The following is a 19,347-nucleotide window of genomic DNA, read 5'->3' on the forward strand; positions in this document are numbered from 1 at the left end:
AGATGTGTATAAGAGACAGGCGTGAGCGCGGGCGCGTCGTTGATACCATCTCCAACCATCGCAACACGCTCGTTTTGCTCGTCCTGAAGTCGACGAATCTCTTCGCGCTTGTCATCCGGGAGTACCTCGGCCATCATGCGGTCAATACCCACCTCACCGGCGACGGTCTGGGCCGTCCGCTCGTTATCGCCCGTAATCATCACCGGATCGATTCCAGCGTCTTTGATCCGCTGAATGGTGGCAGTAGCGTCGTCTTTGATTTCGTCGCCGATCCCGACGACCCCAACCAGCTCACCATTAACGACGACGCCAATAGTGGTGAGACCGCGATCTTGGAGGTCTTCAACCACGTTCTCACCGTCGCTCAGATCCACGCCTTCGTCGGTGAGCCAACCGGGCTTACCGACGAGCACGTCGTCACCATCGACCGTAGCAGTAACGCCCTTGCCTGTCACCGAATCGAACTCGGCAGGATCGGAGAAGCCCAGATCCAGCTCATCGGCATGATCGAGGATTGCGTCGGCGAGCGGATGTTCCGAGAACGCCTCCGCGCTTGCCGCCGTTCGGCGGACATCGACCTCGGGGTGTTCACCGATCCCGACGACCGTATTGACGGCGGGTTCGCCCTGCGTGATCGTCCCCGTTTTGTCGAGCACGACCGTGTCGACATCGCGGTAGACTTGGAACGCATCACCGCTCCGCATCAGAATCCCGTTTCTGGCGGCTTCGCCACCACCACGAATCAGCGCGAGCGGCGTTGCCATCCCGAGGGCGCACGGATATCCAAGGACGAGTGCGGCGAGGGCTGCGTAGGCTGCGGTCTGGAGCTGTGGGCCGCTTCCAAGGATCGTGCCGGGGAAAGCCGCCGGGATGATCACCCAGAAGAGGAACGCGGCGGCTGCAATCGAGAGTACGCCCGGCACAAAGTATTTCAGGATTTTATCAGCGAGTTGGATGATACCCGGCTTCATCGCCCGTGCCTCCTCGATCTGCTGGGCAACTTGGTTGAGGAAAGCGTCCTCGCCGGTCGCAGTCACCTCGATCAGCAGCGTCCCCGTTTCGTTGACGCTGCCGCCGATCACTTCGTCGCCGGGTTGCTTGTCAACCGGAGCGGACTCGCCGGTCGCAACGCTTTCATCGACAGCACTCTCGCCATCGATGACCTCCCCATCGATGGGGATATTTTCGCCGGGCTTGACGCGCACGTTGTCACCGACATCGAGTTCATCGACTTCGACATCTTCGACCTCACCGTCCTCGGTGACGCGGCGTGCCGTATCGGGCTGAAGGTCCATCAAGTCCTGGACTGCGCGTGAAGCCCGTGTGCGGACGATGAGACTTGTATACTCCGAGAGAATGTGGTAGGTAGTGATGAACGTCGAGACGATGAAAAAGTGGACGACTGGGAACGACGGGAACACGAACCAGCCGAGGAACCCGCCGGTGAGACCAGCGAACGCACCGGCTTCGAGCAGGACGTGCTGGTTGAAGATGCCTCGCTTGAGGCTGTTGTACGCTTTCTTTTTGATATAGAGTCCCGGCCAGAACATCGTGCCCAGCGCGAGCGCGAGCGAGCCGTACCACATCCACTGCTGATCGGTCTCAGCGAAGATGTTCCAGCCGTTCCGAACGACCATCAGGCCCATCAACCCGAGGGCAAGGAGAGACGCAATCCCGCTGATAAGCAGTTGGCGCTTGCCCTGGTCGAGTTCTTCCTGCTGTTCTTCGAAACGTTTCTCCTTGTTCGGATCTCGGATCGTGTAGCCGAGATCGCGGAGCGTATCCTTGAGTTCGGCGTCTCCCAACTGGTCGTCGTCGTACTGGACAAGCACTTCCTCGTGAGCGAGACTGACGTCGACGTCCTCGACGCCGTCGGTCCGGTCATACGCCTTGGTGATGGTTTCGGCGCAGAATGAACAGCTCATCCCGCCGACGTTGTACTGTGCTTGCTGAGTCGTCATTGTAGGCACCTCTTGGCTGCGGAGCCACTTGACCATTATCACTCTCATTGTAGCTGCTTTATCTGCGTGCTATCACTATCGAATTTGTGCCGGTAATCTTAATTCGATAGCGCCCATATCAACACAGCATACAATGAGTCTCCTCGAAACCGAGGTCCCAATCACCGACGTTATCACAACTGGCCCGGAAAAAGCGAAGGCGCTCGAAAACGATGTCCGCGCGAAAATCCTCGATATGCTCGCCGACGAGGAGATGACCATCGAAGCGATCAACACGGAACTCGAACGGCGTGGCGAGGAGAAAGCAAAGACGACTGTCCGTCACCACGTGAACGTGCTCAAAGACGCTGGGATGGTCCAGCTGTCGCGGCTCGAAGAGGCCGGCGGGGGGACACAGAAGTTCTACAAATCGAACACCCGAGTGTTCTCTTACGAACTCCCCGAAAGCGCCGAAACGACCCTCAACGATGCCGGAGGAACGGCCCGGAAAGGGATGACCGAACTAATCGAACAACTGTACGCTGATCATGGCGAGGAGATCGAAGCGGCTGCGAGCGAAATGAAGCCCTGTGAGTACTGCGAAACCCAACACTACGAGGAGTTCATCGTCCGGGAGCTAGTGAACCGTGCACTGACTGAATTGAGCGAAGACGGCGATCTTGATGCGTTGCTAAGTTCATCGATTTGAGGAAGTGCTCGACCGAGAACGAAGAAATCAGGAAGGATCGATGCCCCATGTCGTCCCACCGAATATCCAAGAAGAAGAAAGATTACGGATAATGAGAGAGGTTCAATAAGGAGCCTGACAACGAAGGAGAAACAGACCGAGGGTATCATAAAACGATTCTCACGGAATCGATTTCAGAGCAGAATATAGCGAATCGACCAGGAAGTCGTTCTGCGGAGTTTTCAATGGAGGAGACCCCAGTGGAAACGAGTGCTACTCTGGCGACCACTCGCAGGCGTCGCCGTAGGTCAGTTCGTTTTCGTTGATATACGCCGACAGGCACGCGTAGTTGCAGAAGTAGTGAGGTGAGCCACAATCGGCGGTGCAGTCGCGTACACAGATGGGGTCGTGGTCGAAGATACGCGAACCACAGTATGCACACGTCTCGTCTGTTTCCGGAGTCTCAACGGTTGTTGCCATATTTCTGGTTGTTAACGAATCACCGAAAGCATTCCGACCCTCTGCCGCTACGCCTGCCAGTGATACGTTCAACCTCTGTACGTGCCGTTTGTCTGACGATCAGAAAGGATACGTTAATTTCTCTACAATACGATCTACGCAGAGGTCAGCTAGGTCGATTCATCATGCACAGTCTCCTACGCAATTTAGACCGAGATTGTTCCACTGTTGCTCGTGCATGATCAAACTACCTGCCTGACTCCAGAATGATGGTACTTACTCCCCGACGATGGAGGGAGGGGCTTCGCTTTCAGCTCCATGTCGTATTGTGTCGAACGCGAACGGGCCGGCTCCAGTGATGATGAGAGCTGATACGAGCCCGAACAGAGAGATGTGAGCGAGTACCGGGTCGTCCGGCAGTCCAAACAGCGTCGTCGTGAACAGGAGGATGGCGACCCCGGAGAACAGCCGTGTGAATGCCCCGGCGATGAGCATGACCCCGACCAGCATCTCGACGAGTCCAGCCCCAAGAACCCATAATTCAGGCGCGACAGGTACGACCTCCGTCAGGTGATATTTAGCCACGACAGCGAGAGCAGTGCCCGGACTCAGCAGCTTCTGTGTCAGGCCGAGATAGATGAACGCCAGACCGAGGCCGACGCGGGTCACCGTCGGGACGAACTGCACATACGGCTTCACCCACGACTCGAAGGGGAGGGCGACGGCGCGGTAGAACGGGTCGATACGCGAGTAGTTCGTCCGTTCATCGGCAGCCATCTTCGCAATGACGTGGTCAGCACTTGGACGCCCGCCCCCGAGGAGAACGATAGCGATGAAGCCAGGGAGGTACTCGAATGCGAGCAGGAGACTGGGATTCGACACGAGACCGATCACATACGCGCTCAGACCGAGAGCGGCAACGGCCCGCGTCGCCAGTCCAAACAGAAGCAGGAACCCGACTGTGATGCCGAACAGTCGAACGAACGTCGAAGCTGCTGGGCGAAACACAGGCGAAAAGAAATACCCGGAGAAGCCCGCACCGACGAGGGGCAAGCCGATGCTCAGGCGGAGCAACCACGGCAGGAGGTCGTGGTACTCGACGAGCGCTTCCCGGAGGCTCTCAATGTCGCGGGTAACCGGCTGAAACCGAAGGTAGAGGGCAAGGGCGACGACGAGACTCCCCGCACTGACACCCAGCACGAGCAGGTTGAACGGGTCCGAGAGGGCCTCGACGAGAAAGTCCATTGCCGCTATCGAATCGCCGCCCGGTGTGACGTATTTCACGTGGGCGCTGGCGGTTCCGCTCGCTCCGAGCAGCCCAACACCAGCGAGCGTCGCACTAATCGGTTGCCTGCTCATGGTAGTCGTCCGTTCTCTCTCCACTCTCAAATAATGTATTATCGATTCATCGACAGTCTGAGACGCGGTTCCTCCGATATCGAATTATACGCTGCCAAAGCTTATACTACGACTGAGCGTGGGATGGCGTATGCTACTGGTTCCGTTCGACGGTTCGGAGCTTGCGAGGACGGCGCTGGTTCGCGCCCGCGGGTTCGGGGAAGAACCAACGAAGACCTGCTCACGCTCATCGTCGTCCCACCAGACGAGGTGTTCGCCCGCAATCGCGGTTGGATCACCTCTGACGAAGCGTTTGATCCCGAGCGCGTCGGCAGCGAATTGGAGACGGCCGTCAACGAGGTCGCACCCGACGTGACCGTTCGGATCGAAGCGACCGAGGAAATGAGTTCGCTCGCCTCAACCGAGATGGACATCAGTCGGACGATACGGCAGGTCGCCCACGAGATCGACGCGTCCGTCGTGTTCGTCGGGAGCGAGAACGCCGGTCGCGTTACATCGCCAGTTACCAGTGTCGGCACTCCCGTTTCAAAGGATCCAGGGTACGATGTCTATATCGTCCGCCACGCTGACTGACAGAGCTTTGAGCGTCCAGAAATCCCATCCAATATCTCATAGCTCAAAAAGCACGTTGACCTCAACCTTCTCTAGGGCGGAAGTGCTCGAAACAGCCGTTCCATCCACATGTGTTGGCGTCAATTTGACATCGGCGACAAGTTGATCGACATCTCTACATCGGAACCTCGGGCTTCCGTGACGACGAACCCGACGTCATGATAGAGATTTACGGCTATTCTATTCTCCCGCTCGACGAGCAGCCAGACCCGCTCGACGCCCTGTTGTCTCCCGTAACTAAAGAGCGACCACATCATGTAGGTCCCGATCCATGCGCGGTGATAGTCCTGATGGAGAAATATCGCCAGTTCGTAGCTCCCCGAACGGTCTTCGGCGAGGACCGCTTGGCCGGCGACTCTGTCTCCCTCCCAGGCGACGACGCAGTATCCGTCGAGCAGTTTTTCGAGCCACGCTCGTATGCGACTCTCCTCTCCGGGTGGAATCCCTAACGTTCGGTGTGCCGGGTCGAAATCGAGGTACATCTCGACGAGTGCCTCGAACTCGTTTTCGACCGGGCCGTCGCCGTAGACCCGGAGGTCGATTTCACGACCGATTTGATCGACGAACGAGACCGGAGGATGTGAGATTGCCGCGGAACTTGCTGGTGGAGGATAGTAGCCGCTGTACATCGTTGTTATCGGTGAGCCGATTTTCCAACCCTACCACTCTTGTTCCCGAGAACGTTTTCACCGTGGTAGACGAGCGCCGCAATCGGTTGAGGGCCTGAGAGAGCGTGTATCATCGTTATGGCCTGTATTTATTCGTGACCAAGCATCTCGTGCAGGTCAGCATGGTCGGTCAGTAGCTCACGCATTCGCTCGACGGTTACCTCATCTCGCGTCCGTCCGGCGTGGACGATCTCCTCGGCACGCTCAATGATGGTGAGCGTATCCGATTGCGCGAGCAGGATCGGGATGCCACGCTCCTCGGCCTTCCCGAGTACCGCAGACGACGGTCGGAACCCGCCAGTCAGACAGAGGCATTTGATTCCCGGCGCTTCGAGCGCAACCGAGTGGATATCCGAGCGGTCACCGCCCGTGATGAGCACTGCATCTTTCGTCCGTCTGAAATGCCGGAGGGCCGCGTCCGCCCCCATCGCGCCGACCGACAGCCGTTCGATGTACGTGTCCGTGGGTGCGTCGGTCGCGATCTCCGCACCGAGCTCCGCCGCGAAATCGGCGATCGAGACGCCGGCGAGCTCTTTCGTCCGTGGATTCACCGTCGAAGCGAACCGCGACCGCGAGAGCTTCGCGTGCCAGTCGTGCGGCTACGAGAACCACGCGGACTACAACGCGGCGAAGAACATCGGTCTGAAACTCCTTCGGAGCCAAACCGGAGCCGAGGGAGGCGCACCCGTAGGCGTGCGCTTGAATAGCGAGATGGTGAACACGAGCGGGCTTACATCCGCACCGACTGTTTCGGTTTGAGTGGGAGTCCATGCTAAATGCCACGGCCTTCAGGCCGTGGTAGCTTACTCAGCTTCCTTCTGCACTAGCCACGTGATATTCTTCGAGTGGCCCCACTGTTCGAGTGTCATCCCGGTTAGTTCGGTTTGGAGTCGCTGTAGGTGTTGGGCTACCGCCTGCGGCGTTTCGCCAATGTCATCCGCGATTTCATGAGCCTTAAAATAGGTTGGCTCACTGTCTGCTTGTTGCTCCAAGTATGCCCGTACCACTTGACGTGTAAGATTGGTCATAGAGAGAAAGTCCCCACTTTGTTAGCGGAGGAATCCGAGCAGCTTGTAGTCGTGGTCGGGAGTGTACCGACGGAACAGAAGGCTGTTCGACAGCACCGACACGCTCGAAAACGCCATCGCTGCTGCGGCTAGCACCGGCTGGAGCAACCCTAAGGAGGCGAGTGGAATCATCGCCGTGTTGTAGCCGAGCGCCCAGAAGAGGTTCTGTTTGATCTTCTGGAGCGTCCCGTCACTGATGCGGATGGCCTTGACCACGTTGAGGGGGTCGTCGCGCATCAGCGTGACGTCGGCGGCCTCGATGGCCACGTCGGTGCCCGAGCCGATGGCGGTGCCCACGTGGGCGGTTGCGAGCGCCGGTGCGTCGTTCACACCATCGCCGACCATCATCGCCTTCGTTCCATCCTGCTGGATGTCGTCGAGTGCGTCGGATTTGTCCTCGGGGAGGACCTCCGCACGGACGTTTTCGGGGTCGATGCCGACCTCTTCGGCGACCGCTTCAGCCGTGCGCTCGTTGTCACCAGTGATCATGTGGACCGCGAGATCCCGTTCGTGGAGCGCCGCTACAGCCTCTTTGGCGCTCTCTTTGACCGTGTCGGCATCGGCGACGAGACCGAGGAGGGTATCGCCGCGCGCGACCAACATCGCGGTCTTGCCCTCGCCTTCGAGCCGTTCGAGTTCGTCTTCGGCAGCCGAAGGATCGATATCGTTGTCACGCATGAGCTTGCGATTGCCGACGAGTACCTCCTCGCCGTCGACCGTCGCGCGAACGCCGTGACCGGGCACGTTCTCGAAGTCTTCGGGGTCGGCGAGGTCGATGCCACGTTCTTCAGCACCGTCGACGATCGCTTGTGCGAGCGGGTGCTCGCTTCCAGACTCGGCACTTGCCGCGGCCCTGAGAACCGTCTCTTCGTCGCTTTCTGCCTCGCTCTCGGGCTCAGATCGGTCTTCGAGCGCCTGTGCGCCGCCGTCGGCTGCTGTTTCAGTACCGCCGTCGGTTGTTGTACGAGTTCCGCCAAGCGGGACGACGTCGGTCAGTTCCATTTCACCTTCGGTGAGCGTCCCCGTCTTGTCGAACACGACCGTATCGACGTCCTTCGCGCGTTCGAGGATGTCACCGCCCTTGAACAGGACACCCGTCTGGGCACCGATCGAGGTACCGACCATCGTCGCCGCTGGCGTAGCGAGCCCGAGCGCGCACGGACACGCAATCAGGACTGCCGACGCGAAGACCACTACCGCGAACTCGAAGACCGAGACCGTGCCGCCGGCAACTGCTGGACCGCCCGCGACGAGTCCCCAGAGCGGTAGTGCCCCGACGAACCCGGCGAGTGCTTCGGGGAACAGATACCAGACGACGCCCCAGAGCAGCGCGTTCACAATGACGATCGGGACGAAATACGCCGAGATCCGGTCGGCGAGATTCTGGATGTCGGGCTGGCGTGACTGGGCCTCCTTGACAGTCTGAACGATCTGCTGGATCGCGGTGTCGGACCCAACTTTCGTCGCTTCCACTACCAAGACGCCGTTTTCGTTGATGGTTGAGCCAACCACCTCGTCACCCTCTTCTTTCTCGACCGGGACGGATTCGCCGGTGACCATCGATTCGTCGACCGCGCTTTGCCCGTCGACGACAGTGCCATCGGTCGGGATCTGCTCGCCCGGACGGACCTTCATCCGGTCGCCGACGTCGACTTCGTCGAGGGGGATCTCCTCCTCGTTACCCTCGTCATCGACGACAGTCGCGGTATCGGCTTCCATCTCCAGCAGTTGCTGGAGCGCCTCTCCGGCCTGTCCCTTCGAGCGGGCTTCGAGGTAGTTACCGAGCGTGATGAACACGAGGATCAACGCGGCGGTATCGAAGTACAGCCCGCCCGCGAGTAGGCCCAACAGGACCACGACCGAATAGAGATAGGCTGTAGTCGAGCCAAGCGCGATCAGCACGTCCATGTTCGCCGAGCGGTTTTTCACTAGCGCCTTGTACGAGTTCTTGTAGAACGGCCAGCCGAGGACGGCCTGTACGGGCGTTGCGAGCGCGAACTCTACCCAGCCGAACTCGATGCCGAAAATCGTCTCGGGGAGTGCCCCGCCGCCCAAGATGAACTTCTCAACGAGAAACGCAAGTAGCGGAAGTGAGAGCGCCGCGCCGAACAGCGTCAGCCGGAGTTGGTGGCGGATCTCTTCGTTCCGTGCGGCGTCGCGCTGGTCCTGCTCGGAGTTTCCGCTCCCGTCGTCGCGTACGGGTGAGTAGCCGGCGCTCTCGATTGCCTCGTAGAGCTGTTCACGAGAAGTTTCGGCGGGGTTGTACTCGACGTTCGCCTCGTCGGTTGCGTAGTTGACCTCCGCCGAGATCACTCCAGGGATGTCTTCGAGTGCCGTCTCGTTGGTCTCAGCGCAGTTCGAACACGTCATGTCGGTGATGCCGATAGAGACCGACGTGCTCATCGCGCTGTACCCGGCATCGTCGATCGCCGTGTAAATTTCCCCGAGCGTCGTCTCTTCCGAGTCGTACTCGACGGTCCCCTCGTCGGTGGCGAAGTTGATGTTCGCCTCGCTCACCCCGTCGAGGTCGGTGAGGGCCTGAGTTATGGTCTGTGAGCAGTTTGCACAACTCATGCCCTGGATGTCGAGTTGTGTTTTGCGGTGACTCATCACCAGTAACTACGGGACCCTCATTCAATGCACTTGCTCTTATGATACTCAGGATTCCACCCCAAGCAGATTTGTGGTTCGAAAGTGAATGTGGTGGACTTCGATCTATCCTGCTGCTCCCTCTTCCATCCGGTCGAATTGTTCTTCGAAGCGGGCTTCACAGGAGGGACAGCAGAACTGGTAGAGTTCTTCACCGATACGCGCGGCGGTTCCCTCACGGGTGACGGTGTTGCCGCACTCGGCACACGTCAGCGCGAACTCCGTTTCACCGAGCGTCGGCGTCCATTCGACGCCCGTCAGAAGTTGTACGTCGTATTTTTTGATGCTTCGTAGGTCGAGTATCTCCGCAAGCCATGTTGGGACGTCGCCATCAACGACGAGTGCGTAGCAGAGGAGATCGTGTTCCGCGGTCGTGAACATGAACTCAATCGCTTCGGCATCCAGGAGAGCTTCACGAACGGATTCGAACCGATCCGGTTCTACTGTGAGCCTCACGAGGACGGGAACACCCTCATGAAGTTGTGACCGATCGACGTCGATCGTAAAGCGACGGATGACGCCTATTTCCTGAAGTCGCTTGACGCGCTCCGAGACGGCCGGTGGCGAGAGATCGACTACCTCAGCGATTTCGCTCCATGGTCGACGGGCATCACTCATCAACAGTTCGAGGATTTCGAGGTCCGTTTCGTCGAGATCGCGCATATACTGTGATGAGGGCACCAACCACTAAATGCACTTCCGAACATCCACTTTGGAATCAACAGCTTCCGGACCGCCAAATCACCACTATCGAAGCAGAAATCGGAATAAATCAGGCGGGCATAGAATCACCTGTATGACGACGATCACAGTCGAAGGAATGAGCTGCGAGCACTGCGAACAGACTGTCGAGGAGGCACTCCAGAGCGTCCCCGGCGTCTCTGATGCCCGTGCGGATCACGAGGCGGAACACGCGACAATCGAGGGCGACCCTGATAGCGCCGCCCTCGTTCGAGCGGTCGAAGACGCGGGCTACGAAGCCTCGGTGTGAAGACTCCACCCTACTCCACCACACAAAAGAAATCTAAAGGACAACATAGTGCAAAATCGCACTACTATACATAACCAAACCCATGACGTACACACTCACCACGACTGCCGACGAACCGTTCGACGAGGTAGTGACCGCCACGACTGATGCACTTGAAGACGAGGGATTCGGCGTCCTCAGCGATATCGACGTCCGTGAGACGCTCAAACAGAAACTCGACGTCGACACCCGACAGTACCGCATTCTTGGCGCGTGCAACCCCCAGCTCGCCCACGAGGGTCTCGACGAGGAACCTGAACTGGGTGCGCTCTTGCCGTGTAACGTGATCGTCTACGAATCCGACGACGGCGTCACCGTGAGCGCGGTCGACCCCGGACGGCTCGTCGGCATTACCGACAATCCCGCGCTCGATTCCATCGCCGAGGAGGTCCACGAGCGTTTCGAACGCGTCCTCGAAACCGTCGGCGAGGGGGCATAAGGCGATGGCCAACTCCACTCGGGCGGATCTTGCGACGGTTCTGCTGATCGGTCTCGCAATCCTCGTTTTGAGCCCGATGCTCATGATGGGGTTCGCAATGCCGATGATGGGCGGAATGTACGGCTACGGCGCAAGTGGAAACATCGGACTCGTCGGGTTTCTGGTGCCGCTCGCCGTGCTCCTCGTGGTTCTCGGGGCCGGCTATCTCCTCGTCCGTCGCGTGACCGGCCACACCGACTCGCGTGATCCTGCGCTGGAGGAACTTCGGAGCGCCTACGCACGCGGCGACCTATCCGACGAGGAGTTCGAAACGCGCCGTCAAACCCTCGAACGCGATTGATTTTCGTCCCTCATGATACCTACCCTCTCCCGGCGACAGTTGCTCGCAGCCACCACTGCGTCATTCGGCATGCTTGCCGGCTGTTCGTCTTCGCTCCCATCGACTGGCGACTCGTCCACTACAATGGCTGCCTCGGGATCGGCTCCAACCACCGAACCGTCCAACGTAACGGCAACCGCTCAATCATCGGCCGTCCCGAAAGACGCCGACCAGCAGCGAGCGCTCACCGCCAGGACCGGCCCGATTTCGCCGGCCGGCGACGGAGATTCGAATCCTACATGGCTCTACAACGGGCGGACGCCCGGACCGGAGCTGCGGGTTGCCGAGAGCGACGTGCTTCGGGTTGATCTTACGAATCGGCTTCCCGACCCGACGACGATACACTGGCATGGCGTCCCGCTCGCCAATCCGATGGACGGCGTGCCGAACGTTACGCAAGCGCCTGTCGAACCCGACGGGTCGTTTACCTACACGTTCGAGGCAGCCCCGGCCGGGACGTATTTCTATCACAGTCACGTCGGTCTCCAACTCGACCGCCATCTCATCGGCCCGCTCATCGTCGAAGAGGAATCACCGCACGTCGCATTCGACCGCGATATCGTCGTACTGTTCAACGATCATCTGACGAGTGCCCCGCGGCCGGAATCCAAATGGAGCACAGGGGGTGGAGACGGGATGGGTGGTGGCGGAATGAGTGGTGGCGGAATGAGTGGTGACGGGATGGGCCGAAATCAGATGGGCGGTGGGATGAGTGCGGCCTCGCGTCCGGACTACGCGGGACTACTTGCGAACGGCCGTCTCCCTTCGAACCCGCCGGAATTCACCGTCGAGAAGGGCGAGCGACTCCGCGTTCGGTTCATCAACGCCAGCGGCGCAACGACCTTCGGTGTCGGCGTTGGCGGCCATCCACTGAACATCACCCACGCCGATGGCCGACCGGTCGAACCCGTGGCGACCGACTCGTTCGCCTTCGGTCCCGGCGAACGGTATGATGCGGTCGTCGAAGCGACCAACCCCGGAGTGTGGGCCATCGAGGCCCAATCAGTCGATGGCGACGAGTCGCCGGCGAGCGTGACGCTACGATACGAGGGCACTACTGGCGACCCGCGCGGGCCGTCGTTCGATGGCAGCCAACTCGAGTACGGCGATCTGCGCGCGGTCGAATCCACCGAAGGACTACAGGGGTCACCGGACCGGACGTTCGACGTCACCCTCTCGGCGGGTCGCGATCCGGGAACGTGGCTCATCGATGGCCAGCGATTTCCCGATGCGGACCCGCTACAGGTCAGCGCCGGCGAGCACGTCCGACTGCGGATGCGCAATCGAAGCCCGGTGGTCCACCCGATGCATCTTCATGGACACTTCTTCCGCGTCGGCGACGCGTTCAAAGACACGGTGATGGTGCCGGGCCACATTGGCCGCGTAACGATTGACTTCCTCGCGGACAATCCCGGTGAATGGCTATTTCACTGTCACAATATCTATCACCTCGACGGCGGCATGGCACGTATCATCGAATACGCCGACTGAGCACGAAACAGGACACCACACTACCAATGAGCGAACATTCGACACGCGACAAGGCCGGACGAGAGCACGAAAACGAGACCACCGACACACCGCCGGCTCACCGGAGCGATAGCGGCAGCGACATCGCCCAGACCGATCATTCGGGCCACGAGCAGATGTTCCGCCGGCGGTTCTGGATATCGCTCGTTCTCTCGATTCCGGTCATCGTCTTCAGCGAGTTCATTCAAGACGTTTTCAACTACACTGCACCGACGTTTCCCGGCAGCGAGTGGGTGACGCCGGTTCTTGCGGTGGTCGTCTTCGCGTATGGCGGCGTGCCGTTCCTCTCGATGGCCCGCACGGAGGTCGAAAACCGCGAGCCGGGCATGATGATGCTCATCTCGCTGGCGATCACCGTCGCGTTCGTCTACTCGCTGGCGAGCCTCGTCCTACCGGGAACGACGCCGTTCTTCTGGGAGTTGGTGACGCTGATCGACATCATGCTGTTGGGTCACTGGATGGAGATGCGTTCGGTCCGGCAGGCCTCGGGCGCGCTCGACGAGCTCGCAAAACTCATGCCCGACACCGCAGAGCGGGTCACCGACAGCGGTGACACCGAGGAAGTCCCGATTGATGAGTTGACCGAGGACGACGTCGTGCTCGTCCGTCCGGGTGCGAGCGTCCCCGCCGACGGCGAGGTAGTCGAGGGCGAATCGTCGGTCGACGAGTCGATGATCACCGGCGAATCCCGTTCGGTCGACAAAGATCCTGGTAGCGAGGTCGTCGCCGGGACGGTCAACCAGGACGGCAGCCTCCGTGTGCGAGTGACCACGACGGGCGAGGAGACGACGCTAGCGGGTATCATGCGTCTCGTCGATGAAGCTCAGCAGTCGAAATCCAGAACACAGTTGCTCGCCGACCAGGCGGCGGGCTGGCTGTTCTATGTCGCGTTGGGTGTTGCGGCTCTCACGCTGGTCGGCTGGGTGGTTGCAACCGGGTTCAATATCACTGTCCTCGAACGCGTGGTCACCGTCCTCGTCATCGCGTGTCCGCACGCGCTTGGGCTCGCAGTCCCACTCGTGGTCGCCATCAACACCTCGACCGCGGCGGAGAACGGTATGCTCATCCGGGACCGCATCGCCATGGAGGAAGCCCGGAATCTCGACACGGTGATGTTCGATAAAACTGGGACGCTCACCAAAGGCGAGCAGGGCGTCGTTGGCGTCGAGACGGCCGACGAGTGGAGCGATGAGAGAGCATTCGGGGTGGCTGCTGCCGTCGAGGGCGACTCCGAACACATGATTGCCCGTGCCATTCGGAATGCGGCCGACGAACGCGACGTCGACCGTCCACGTGTCTCGGAGTTCGAGAACCTCCGTGGTCTCGGCGTCCGCGCTACCGTGGATGGGACAACTGTGCATCTCGGCGGGCCGAACCTCCTCAGAAAATTCGGCATCGAGCGGTCCGAATCCATCACGTCGTTCGCCGAAGAAGCCGGCGCGAACGCGCAGACGGTCATCTACCTCGTCCGCGAGGAAACCGACGTAGTCGCCGCGTTCGCACTCGCGGACGTCATCCGTGAGGAGAGCCACCAAACGATCCGCGCACTCCACGACATGGATATCGAGGTGGCAATGATCACCGGCGATTCCGAGGACGTTGCGTCCGCGGTCTCCAAAGAGCTGGACATCGACCAGTACTTCGCCGAGGTGCTTCCCGAGGAGAAAGACCAGATGGTCACGCAATTGCAAGAGGAGGGAAAGCTGGTCGCGATGGTCGGCGATGGAGTCAACGATGCACCCGCGTTGACGCGGGCCGACGTCGGTATCGCCATCGGGTCAGGTACCGATGTCGCCATCGAGTCGGGTGACATCATTCTCGTCGAGAACAACCCGCTCGACGTGATGCGCCTCGTTCGACTTTCAAAAGCGAGCTACCGGAAGATGCAGGAAAACCTCGTGTGGGCGACCGGCTACAACGTCTTCGCACTTCCGCTCGCCGCCGGGGTGCTCGCGCCGATCGGTATCCTGCTTTCGCCCGCGGTCGGGGCGGTGCTCATGTCGTTGTCTACTATTATCGTCGCCATCAACGCACGCCGACTCCGCGGAGTCGACCTGTCATGAGCAGCCGAGGGCAACCGATCTACGACTGGTGGAGCCGTCACCAGAGCCTGTTCGACGTCCTCTACGTCATCGCCTTTCTCGGCCGTGAATCCGAATTCCGGAATCGGGCAATAGAGGCCCTCTCGCTTGACGCTGGCGAACAAGTGTTGGAGCTCGGCTGTGGCCCAGGCAACTCCTTCGAGGCACTTCGAACACGAGTTGGCGATGGGGGACGGGTCGTCGGAATCGACTACAGTACCGGGATGACCGAACGTGCTCAAGCGCGGATTTGCGACGGAGACTGGAACAACGTACACGTCGTCCGTGGCGATGCGACCAAGCCCGGTGTCGAAGATGCTACGTTCGACGCTGTCTATGCCTCGATGTCGCTGAGTGCAATGCCCGATCCGAAGAGCACGCTCAACGCGGCGCACCGTGCGTTGCGACCCGGCGGTCGAATAGTCGTCCTCGACGCGCGTCCGTTCCAGGAGTTCCCGTGGACGTTGCTCAATCCCGTGATGGTTCCACTTTCGAGATGGACAACGAACTGGTTTCCTGAAGAAAACATCCTGGATGCGCTCGACTCCCGATTCGGAACAACGAGAGTAACCGAGTTCAACGGTGGAACGATTTTCATCGCTACCGCACGAAAACCGACACAGAAGGGCACTCCCGAATAGAGTGATGCAACAGACCTTGATTACCGAACGCCCGAAAGGTGCTCCATTATGAGCCAAAACGCCGTTCGCACGCAGGTAGCAACCCGATTCGCTACAGGTGCGGCGGTATCTGCGGGTGGACTCCTCTGTTTACCCTCGCTTTTGGGAGACGTCGACCATATCCACGTTCTGTGGCCTGCGATCAGTGTTTTCGGAGCGATTGCGCTCACGATCATGGTCTGGCTGGCGATCCGTCGCGTCTCGCCGTCGGTCTCTACACAAGCTGGCTGGATGGGGCTCTTCGTCGTGTTCGGTCAAGCAGTCGACGCCGTTTCGACGGCGGTTGGCGTCGACGTTCTCTCCGTGACCGAACAGGTTCCGCTCTCCCGTGCCGTCTTGGAACTCGCCGCGATACTGCCCACCGCATCACTGATCGGCGTCGGGTGGCTCTTCGTTATCGTCAAGATGGTTCTCGCGACGGGCCTGGTCTGGTTGGTCGCTACCGATAGCGAAACGACACCACTCGGTACTCGGCTCCTCTTTCTCGGAGCAGGGCTTGTGGGGCTCCTTCCGGGAGTGCGGAATCTCATCCTCTACACGCTAGGGTGACCGACTGCCGGTTCACTGGCTACAGGATGCCTGTTTCAAAGACGCATCCCGGTCAGGCGCTTACGAGTCGTCTCTCCCAACGAGTCGCTTGAGCGAGCGCCCGACACGCCGGGGTACCCAGAGATAGCGTTCGAGGGGAGAGGACGAACAGTCGAACTCGGTCGCGTTTGAATCGTTCTCGGACATCGCTACTCCCTCAGTTAGCACCCGGAACGACGCCGGCGATGCCACCGCCGCGTTCCTCGAAGTACATGAAGTACGCCTGAACGAGGAACACGCCGCTGAAGACGACGTTCAAGATGGTAGTGTACCATCCGGGTTTGGTTCCGCCGACCGCCCCGCGTGCGGGGATCAGCCCAGCTCCGGCCCACACGGCGTGGATGACCACCCCGGCGACGGCCGCCGCCGCGAAGAAGAGAACGAACATGGTCGCGGCCATCCGCCAGCCGTAGAACTTCCGGTACATATCGACAATGTGTGGGACGATGAGGTCGGCGAAGATGTATGAGAGGACGCCGCCGAAGGGGATGCCGCCCTGCCAGAGCACCAGCGCGAAGGGGACGTTCGACACCGAGCAGACGAACGTGAGTACGCCGATAACGGCCCCGATGACGACACCGAAGACGATCCAGCCGACCGTTCCCTCGGGGAATATCGAGAACAGCTGCTGCCATGCCGACTCCGGGACGAATCCCTTGATCAGCGCCGCAATGATGAAGCCAGCGACGAGTTCCTTCCAAAGCATCTGCCACTCGCCGATAGCGTTCTTCGAGGCCTTCCGCCAGCCACGGAGCGTGAGCAGCTTCTCCTTCCACGAGTGGTTCTGCACCCAGTCTTCGTCCATTCCGTGACCACCTTCGTCGTCATCGAGGTTCCGAACGTGTTCGCGGGCGTCCTCGATCCAGCTCTCGGGCACGAGGTACTTGAACGCGCCCGCGAGCAGGACGATGAGCAGGGCTCCGCCGACGAAGTCGGCCACCATGAACGTCGGACTGAGGACGATCCAGATGACGATGCCGATCTCGATGACGAGGTTCGTGCTGGCGAACTCGTAGGCCGCGAGCGAGGTGGCAGCCGACGCCCCTTTTTTGAACAGGGATTTCGCCGTGGCGACCGCGCCGAACGAACAACTCGAAGAGATGAACCCGAAGCCAGAGGCGAGACCGATCTCGCGCCAGCTGTCACCGCCGATCATGTCGCCCATTCGCTCTTGGCTGACGAACGCCTGTATCGCCCCCGAGATGGTGAATCCGAGGACGATGGGCCACCACGTGATCCACACCATCTCGATGAGGAATCGTCCCGACTCGATCAGGCCCTGTTGAATCGCCATGGTTGAACAAGGAGTGTCCCGTTTACGTGGTTTTTCGCTAACGACCCAAAGGTCCGCAGCCACTAATATTGGTCTTTCAAAGGTAATCCATCGCATCAAACCGAAGGAAATGATCCCAATAGGCACCTCACCCCCAGTTAGTTCAATAGTCTTTCGCAGAGAACAGTAACACCTAGTTCAGAAATCACCGACCTGAATGAGATGGATTCATGAGCGAATTCTCAGTCTCACCTTGGTTCTAAAAGGCGAACTGAAATAGATGGCGAGGACGTACTGGCTGATATGGCCGGGAGCAGCCTGTCCCCTCTCGTTCGACGCTTCTCCGAACGGTCAGACTCTGGCAGTGGGCCACTTCCTCGCTGGCTGGCCCGCACTTCTGAATACGGCCTGTATGCGTTGCTCGCCGGGAGTGCGTTGATGGGGGTGGCGTTCCTGACCAATCCCGTTCCCGATCCATCGTTTCCATGGGCATCGCTACCAGAATCGCTTCGATTGTCGTACACGCAACCGCGGATCGAACACTGGCCAGTCACGTACACCGTCGGGTTGTGGCTGGTCGTCTTTTCGCTCCCTCTCGTGATTTTGCGTGCGTATCACCGATATGAGTCGGATGCTCGGTTCTCGGCGAGTGGGTGGCTAATGGCTCTCCCTGTGACCACCATGCTGGCGCTGACGACGTACTGTCGATTTTTCTGGCCGAAACTCGATCCCGCGACATGGAACGCGCCCTCGTACACGCTCGTGTGTTGGGGGTACTGCTCGTCGTACGTCCCGCTCTGGAGCAATCTGGCATACGCAATCGGGCTTTTCGGTATTGGAGCGGCCTATCTTGCCTACCGAGATTCGCCGCGGGCGACGTATGGGCTGGCCGCCTGGGGCATACTGGCGTTCCCGCTGGGGGTTCCTGCGCTCTACGAGGCTTATCGACGACACGCGAAAACGAAGCGAGCCGATCCGGCCAGATAGTCACGATAGCGGATCGTCAGCAACCAATGGACTGTCCCGAAATCCCGATGACTCGATCTGCACCAATCAGCTCGGAGACGCCATCAAAACTGTTCCAGCGAAGCGGCCAGTCGCTTCGCTGGATTGATCTCCTCAACACCCTCAGGTGGTCATCCGATCGCCACCACATGATCCGAAAGATCCACACCTGAGAGATCGGCTTCCTCGAAACGTGCGTGCGAAAGATCGGCACCGATGAGCGTAGCGTCAGCGAGACGAGTGGCTTGTGATGACCAACTCGTCGGCTAGGTCTACCGTTTCGGCTTGGTTCGACCAATGGACACTCTCTATGCGCCATTGTTCGAGTACCGAAAATCAGGGCGTGGATGCTTCTTTGCCCCGTACCGAGGGTGATTTTGAAGTCGCTGGGCCGTACTCAGGCCATGTTCCGGCAGCTCTCCGCACAGCGGGGCAGGATCTCCGCACAGGCCTGACAGTGGTCGTGATCGTGCTGTTCGCACTCCTCAGCACACGCCTCACAGGCGTCAGCACAGGCCTCCGCGACCTGGGAGTTGAACGCGGAGTCACGAGTACACAGCCGCGCACATAGCGACGCGAGGTCGGCAACGTCTCGGCACAAGCGGAGACACTCGGCCATGTCCTCGCCGTGGCCCGCACACTCGTCGGCACACCACTCACAGACCTCTGCGGCCTCGATACAGGTATCTACGCACTCTTCCATCTCGTCGCTCAGACCGATCTGTTGGACTGCCATTGCACTTCAGATGATGGCCGGCTCCTTTTTCGCGTTTCTGGGTAACGATGTTCGGTTTCTCACGCGCTGATCTCGACTACTTCGGAGGGATTTCGTCCGACAGTCGTGACAACGAACCCTTGAAACGAGGAAGAACGAGTTCGCTCACCGAGAAATGGCACGTT

17 protein-coding genes and 3 pseudogenes are annotated in these 19,347 nt (G+C 59.8%); 10 read left to right on the top strand and 10 right to left on the bottom strand.

Annotated elements, in window-relative coordinates; translation table 11 throughout:
- Positions 1-1,961: heavy metal translocating P-type ATPase (locus C449_RS04720; protein ID WP_006076812.1), on the bottom strand; the 1,961-nt coding region annotated here is incomplete at its 3' end.
- 133 nt (positions 1,962-2,094) lie between these two features.
- On the opposite strand from C449_RS04720, the gene C449_RS04725 reads away from it, so the two are divergent.
- Positions 2,095-2,649 carry a winged helix-turn-helix domain-containing protein gene (locus C449_RS04725; RefSeq protein WP_006076813.1) on the top strand — a complete coding sequence of 185 codons (555 nt, stop codon included), beginning with the start codon at positions 2,095-2,097 and terminating at the stop codon, positions 2,647-2,649.
- A gap of 252 nt (positions 2,650-2,901) precedes the next feature.
- Here the strand turns inward: C449_RS04725 and C449_RS18585 are convergent, their stop codons facing one another.
- Both C449_RS18585 and C449_RS04735 read right to left on the bottom strand, forming a co-directional pair.
- Positions 2,902-3,108, bottom strand: coding sequence for a hypothetical protein (locus tag C449_RS18585; RefSeq protein WP_006076814.1), 207 nt, complete (start codon positions 3,106-3,108; stop codon positions 2,902-2,904).
- A gap of 255 nt (positions 3,109-3,363) precedes the next feature.
- Entirely contained in the window at positions 3,364-4,446 is a 1,083-nt protein-coding gene (locus C449_RS04735; RefSeq protein WP_049913917.1) for a DoxX family protein, read from the bottom strand.
- Positions 4,447-4,569: 123 nt separating this feature from the next.
- Between C449_RS04735 and C449_RS04740 the strand changes: the two genes are divergently transcribed.
- Positions 4,570-5,019 carry a hypothetical protein gene (locus C449_RS04740; protein WP_006076816.1) on the top strand — a complete coding sequence of 150 codons (450 nt, stop codon included), beginning with the start codon at positions 4,570-4,572 and terminating at the stop codon, positions 5,017-5,019.
- A gap of 119 nt (positions 5,020-5,138) precedes the next feature.
- Here C449_RS04740 and C449_RS04745 read toward each other — a convergent pair whose 3' ends face one another.
- Together C449_RS04745 and C449_RS04750 are read right to left on the bottom strand one after the other, a co-directional pair.
- On the bottom strand, positions 5,139-5,687 hold the full coding sequence (locus C449_RS04745) for a GNAT family N-acetyltransferase (RefSeq protein WP_006076817.1): 549 nt from the start codon (positions 5,685-5,687) through the stop codon (positions 5,139-5,141).
- A 128-nt stretch (positions 5,688-5,815) separates the two neighbouring features.
- Positions 5,816-6,277, bottom strand: a pseudogene (locus C449_RS04750) (DRTGG domain-containing protein); the annotation flags it as partial.
- On the opposite strand from C449_RS04750, the pseudogene C449_RS17395 reads away from it, so the two are divergent.
- Positions 6,270-6,485, top strand: a pseudogene (locus C449_RS17395) (zinc ribbon domain-containing protein); the annotation flags it as partial. The pseudogenes C449_RS04750 and C449_RS17395 overlap by 8 nt on opposite strands.
- Before the next feature lie 290 nt (positions 6,486-6,775).
- Here C449_RS17395 and C449_RS04760 read toward each other — a convergent pair.
- Together C449_RS04760 and C449_RS04765 are read right to left on the bottom strand one after the other, a co-directional pair.
- Positions 6,776-9,403, bottom strand: a complete 2,628-nt coding sequence (locus C449_RS04760) for a heavy metal translocating P-type ATPase (protein ID WP_006076820.1) — start codon at positions 9,401-9,403, stop codon at positions 6,776-6,778.
- Between the two features lie 105 nt (positions 9,404-9,508).
- Positions 9,509-10,105 carry an AsnC family transcriptional regulator gene (locus C449_RS04765; protein WP_006076821.1) on the bottom strand — a complete coding sequence of 199 codons (597 nt, stop codon included), beginning with the start codon at positions 10,103-10,105 and terminating at the stop codon, positions 9,509-9,511.
- A gap of 133 nt (positions 10,106-10,238) precedes the next feature.
- On the opposite strand from C449_RS04765, the gene C449_RS04770 reads away from it, so the two are divergent.
- From C449_RS04770 to C449_RS17400, 7 genes are all read left to right on the top strand, one after another.
- The gene (locus C449_RS04770; protein WP_006076822.1) at positions 10,239-10,433 is read left to right on the top strand and encodes a CopZ family metallochaperone; all 195 of its coding nucleotides are present in this window, start codon (positions 10,239-10,241) and stop codon (positions 10,431-10,433) included.
- 82 nt (positions 10,434-10,515) lie between these two features.
- Positions 10,516-10,911 (top strand): DUF302 domain-containing protein, encoded by a 396-nt coding sequence (locus tag C449_RS04775; RefSeq protein WP_006076823.1) that lies wholly within the window; start codon positions 10,516-10,518, stop codon positions 10,909-10,911.
- Positions 10,912-10,915: 4 nt separating this feature from the next.
- Positions 10,916-11,251, top strand: a complete 336-nt coding sequence (locus tag C449_RS04780) for an SHOCT domain-containing protein (RefSeq protein WP_006076824.1) — start codon at positions 10,916-10,918, stop codon at positions 11,249-11,251.
- A gap of 12 nt (positions 11,252-11,263) precedes the next feature.
- Positions 11,264-12,781 carry a multicopper oxidase family protein gene (locus C449_RS04785; RefSeq protein ID WP_049913892.1) on the top strand — a complete coding sequence of 506 codons (1,518 nt, stop codon included), beginning with the start codon at positions 11,264-11,266 and terminating at the stop codon, positions 12,779-12,781.
- A gap of 155 nt (positions 12,782-12,936) precedes the next feature.
- Positions 12,937-14,883 carry a copper-translocating P-type ATPase gene (locus tag C449_RS04790; RefSeq protein WP_049913918.1) on the top strand — a complete coding sequence of 649 codons (1,947 nt, stop codon included), beginning with the start codon at positions 12,937-12,939 and terminating at the stop codon, positions 14,881-14,883.
- The gene (locus C449_RS04795) at positions 14,880-15,542 is read left to right on the top strand and encodes a class I SAM-dependent methyltransferase (protein WP_006076827.1); all 663 of its coding nucleotides are present in this window, start codon (positions 14,880-14,882) and stop codon (positions 15,540-15,542) included. Before C449_RS04790 ends, C449_RS04795 begins: the two co-directional genes overlap by 4 nt.
- Before the next feature lie 48 nt (positions 15,543-15,590).
- Positions 15,591-16,130, top strand: a complete 540-nt coding sequence (locus tag C449_RS17400; RefSeq protein WP_080504894.1) for a DUF63 family protein — start codon at positions 15,591-15,593, stop codon at positions 16,128-16,130.
- A gap of 196 nt (positions 16,131-16,326) precedes the next feature.
- On the opposite strand, the gene C449_RS04805 is transcribed toward C449_RS17400, so the two are convergent.
- The 3 genes and pseudogenes from C449_RS04805 to C449_RS04815 form a co-directional block, all read right to left on the bottom strand.
- A complete protein-coding gene (locus C449_RS04805; protein ID WP_006076829.1) occupies positions 16,327-17,463 on the bottom strand; it encodes a permease in 1,137 nt (378 codons plus the stop codon).
- Between the two features lie 1,115 nt (positions 17,464-18,578).
- Positions 18,579-18,674, bottom strand: a pseudogene (locus C449_RS18965) (pentapeptide repeat-containing protein); the annotation flags it as partial.
- Positions 18,675-18,844: 170 nt separating this feature from the next.
- Positions 18,845-19,183, bottom strand: a complete 339-nt coding sequence (locus tag C449_RS04815) for a hypothetical protein (RefSeq protein ID WP_006076831.1) — start codon at positions 19,181-19,183, stop codon at positions 18,845-18,847.
- Between the last annotated feature and the right edge of the window lie 164 nt (positions 19,184-19,347).

The sequence above is a fragment of the Halococcus saccharolyticus DSM 5350 genome (genome assembly GCF_000336915.1).
Taxonomy (GTDB): Archaea; Halobacteriota; Halobacteria; order Halobacteriales; family Halococcaceae; genus Halococcus; species Halococcus saccharolyticus.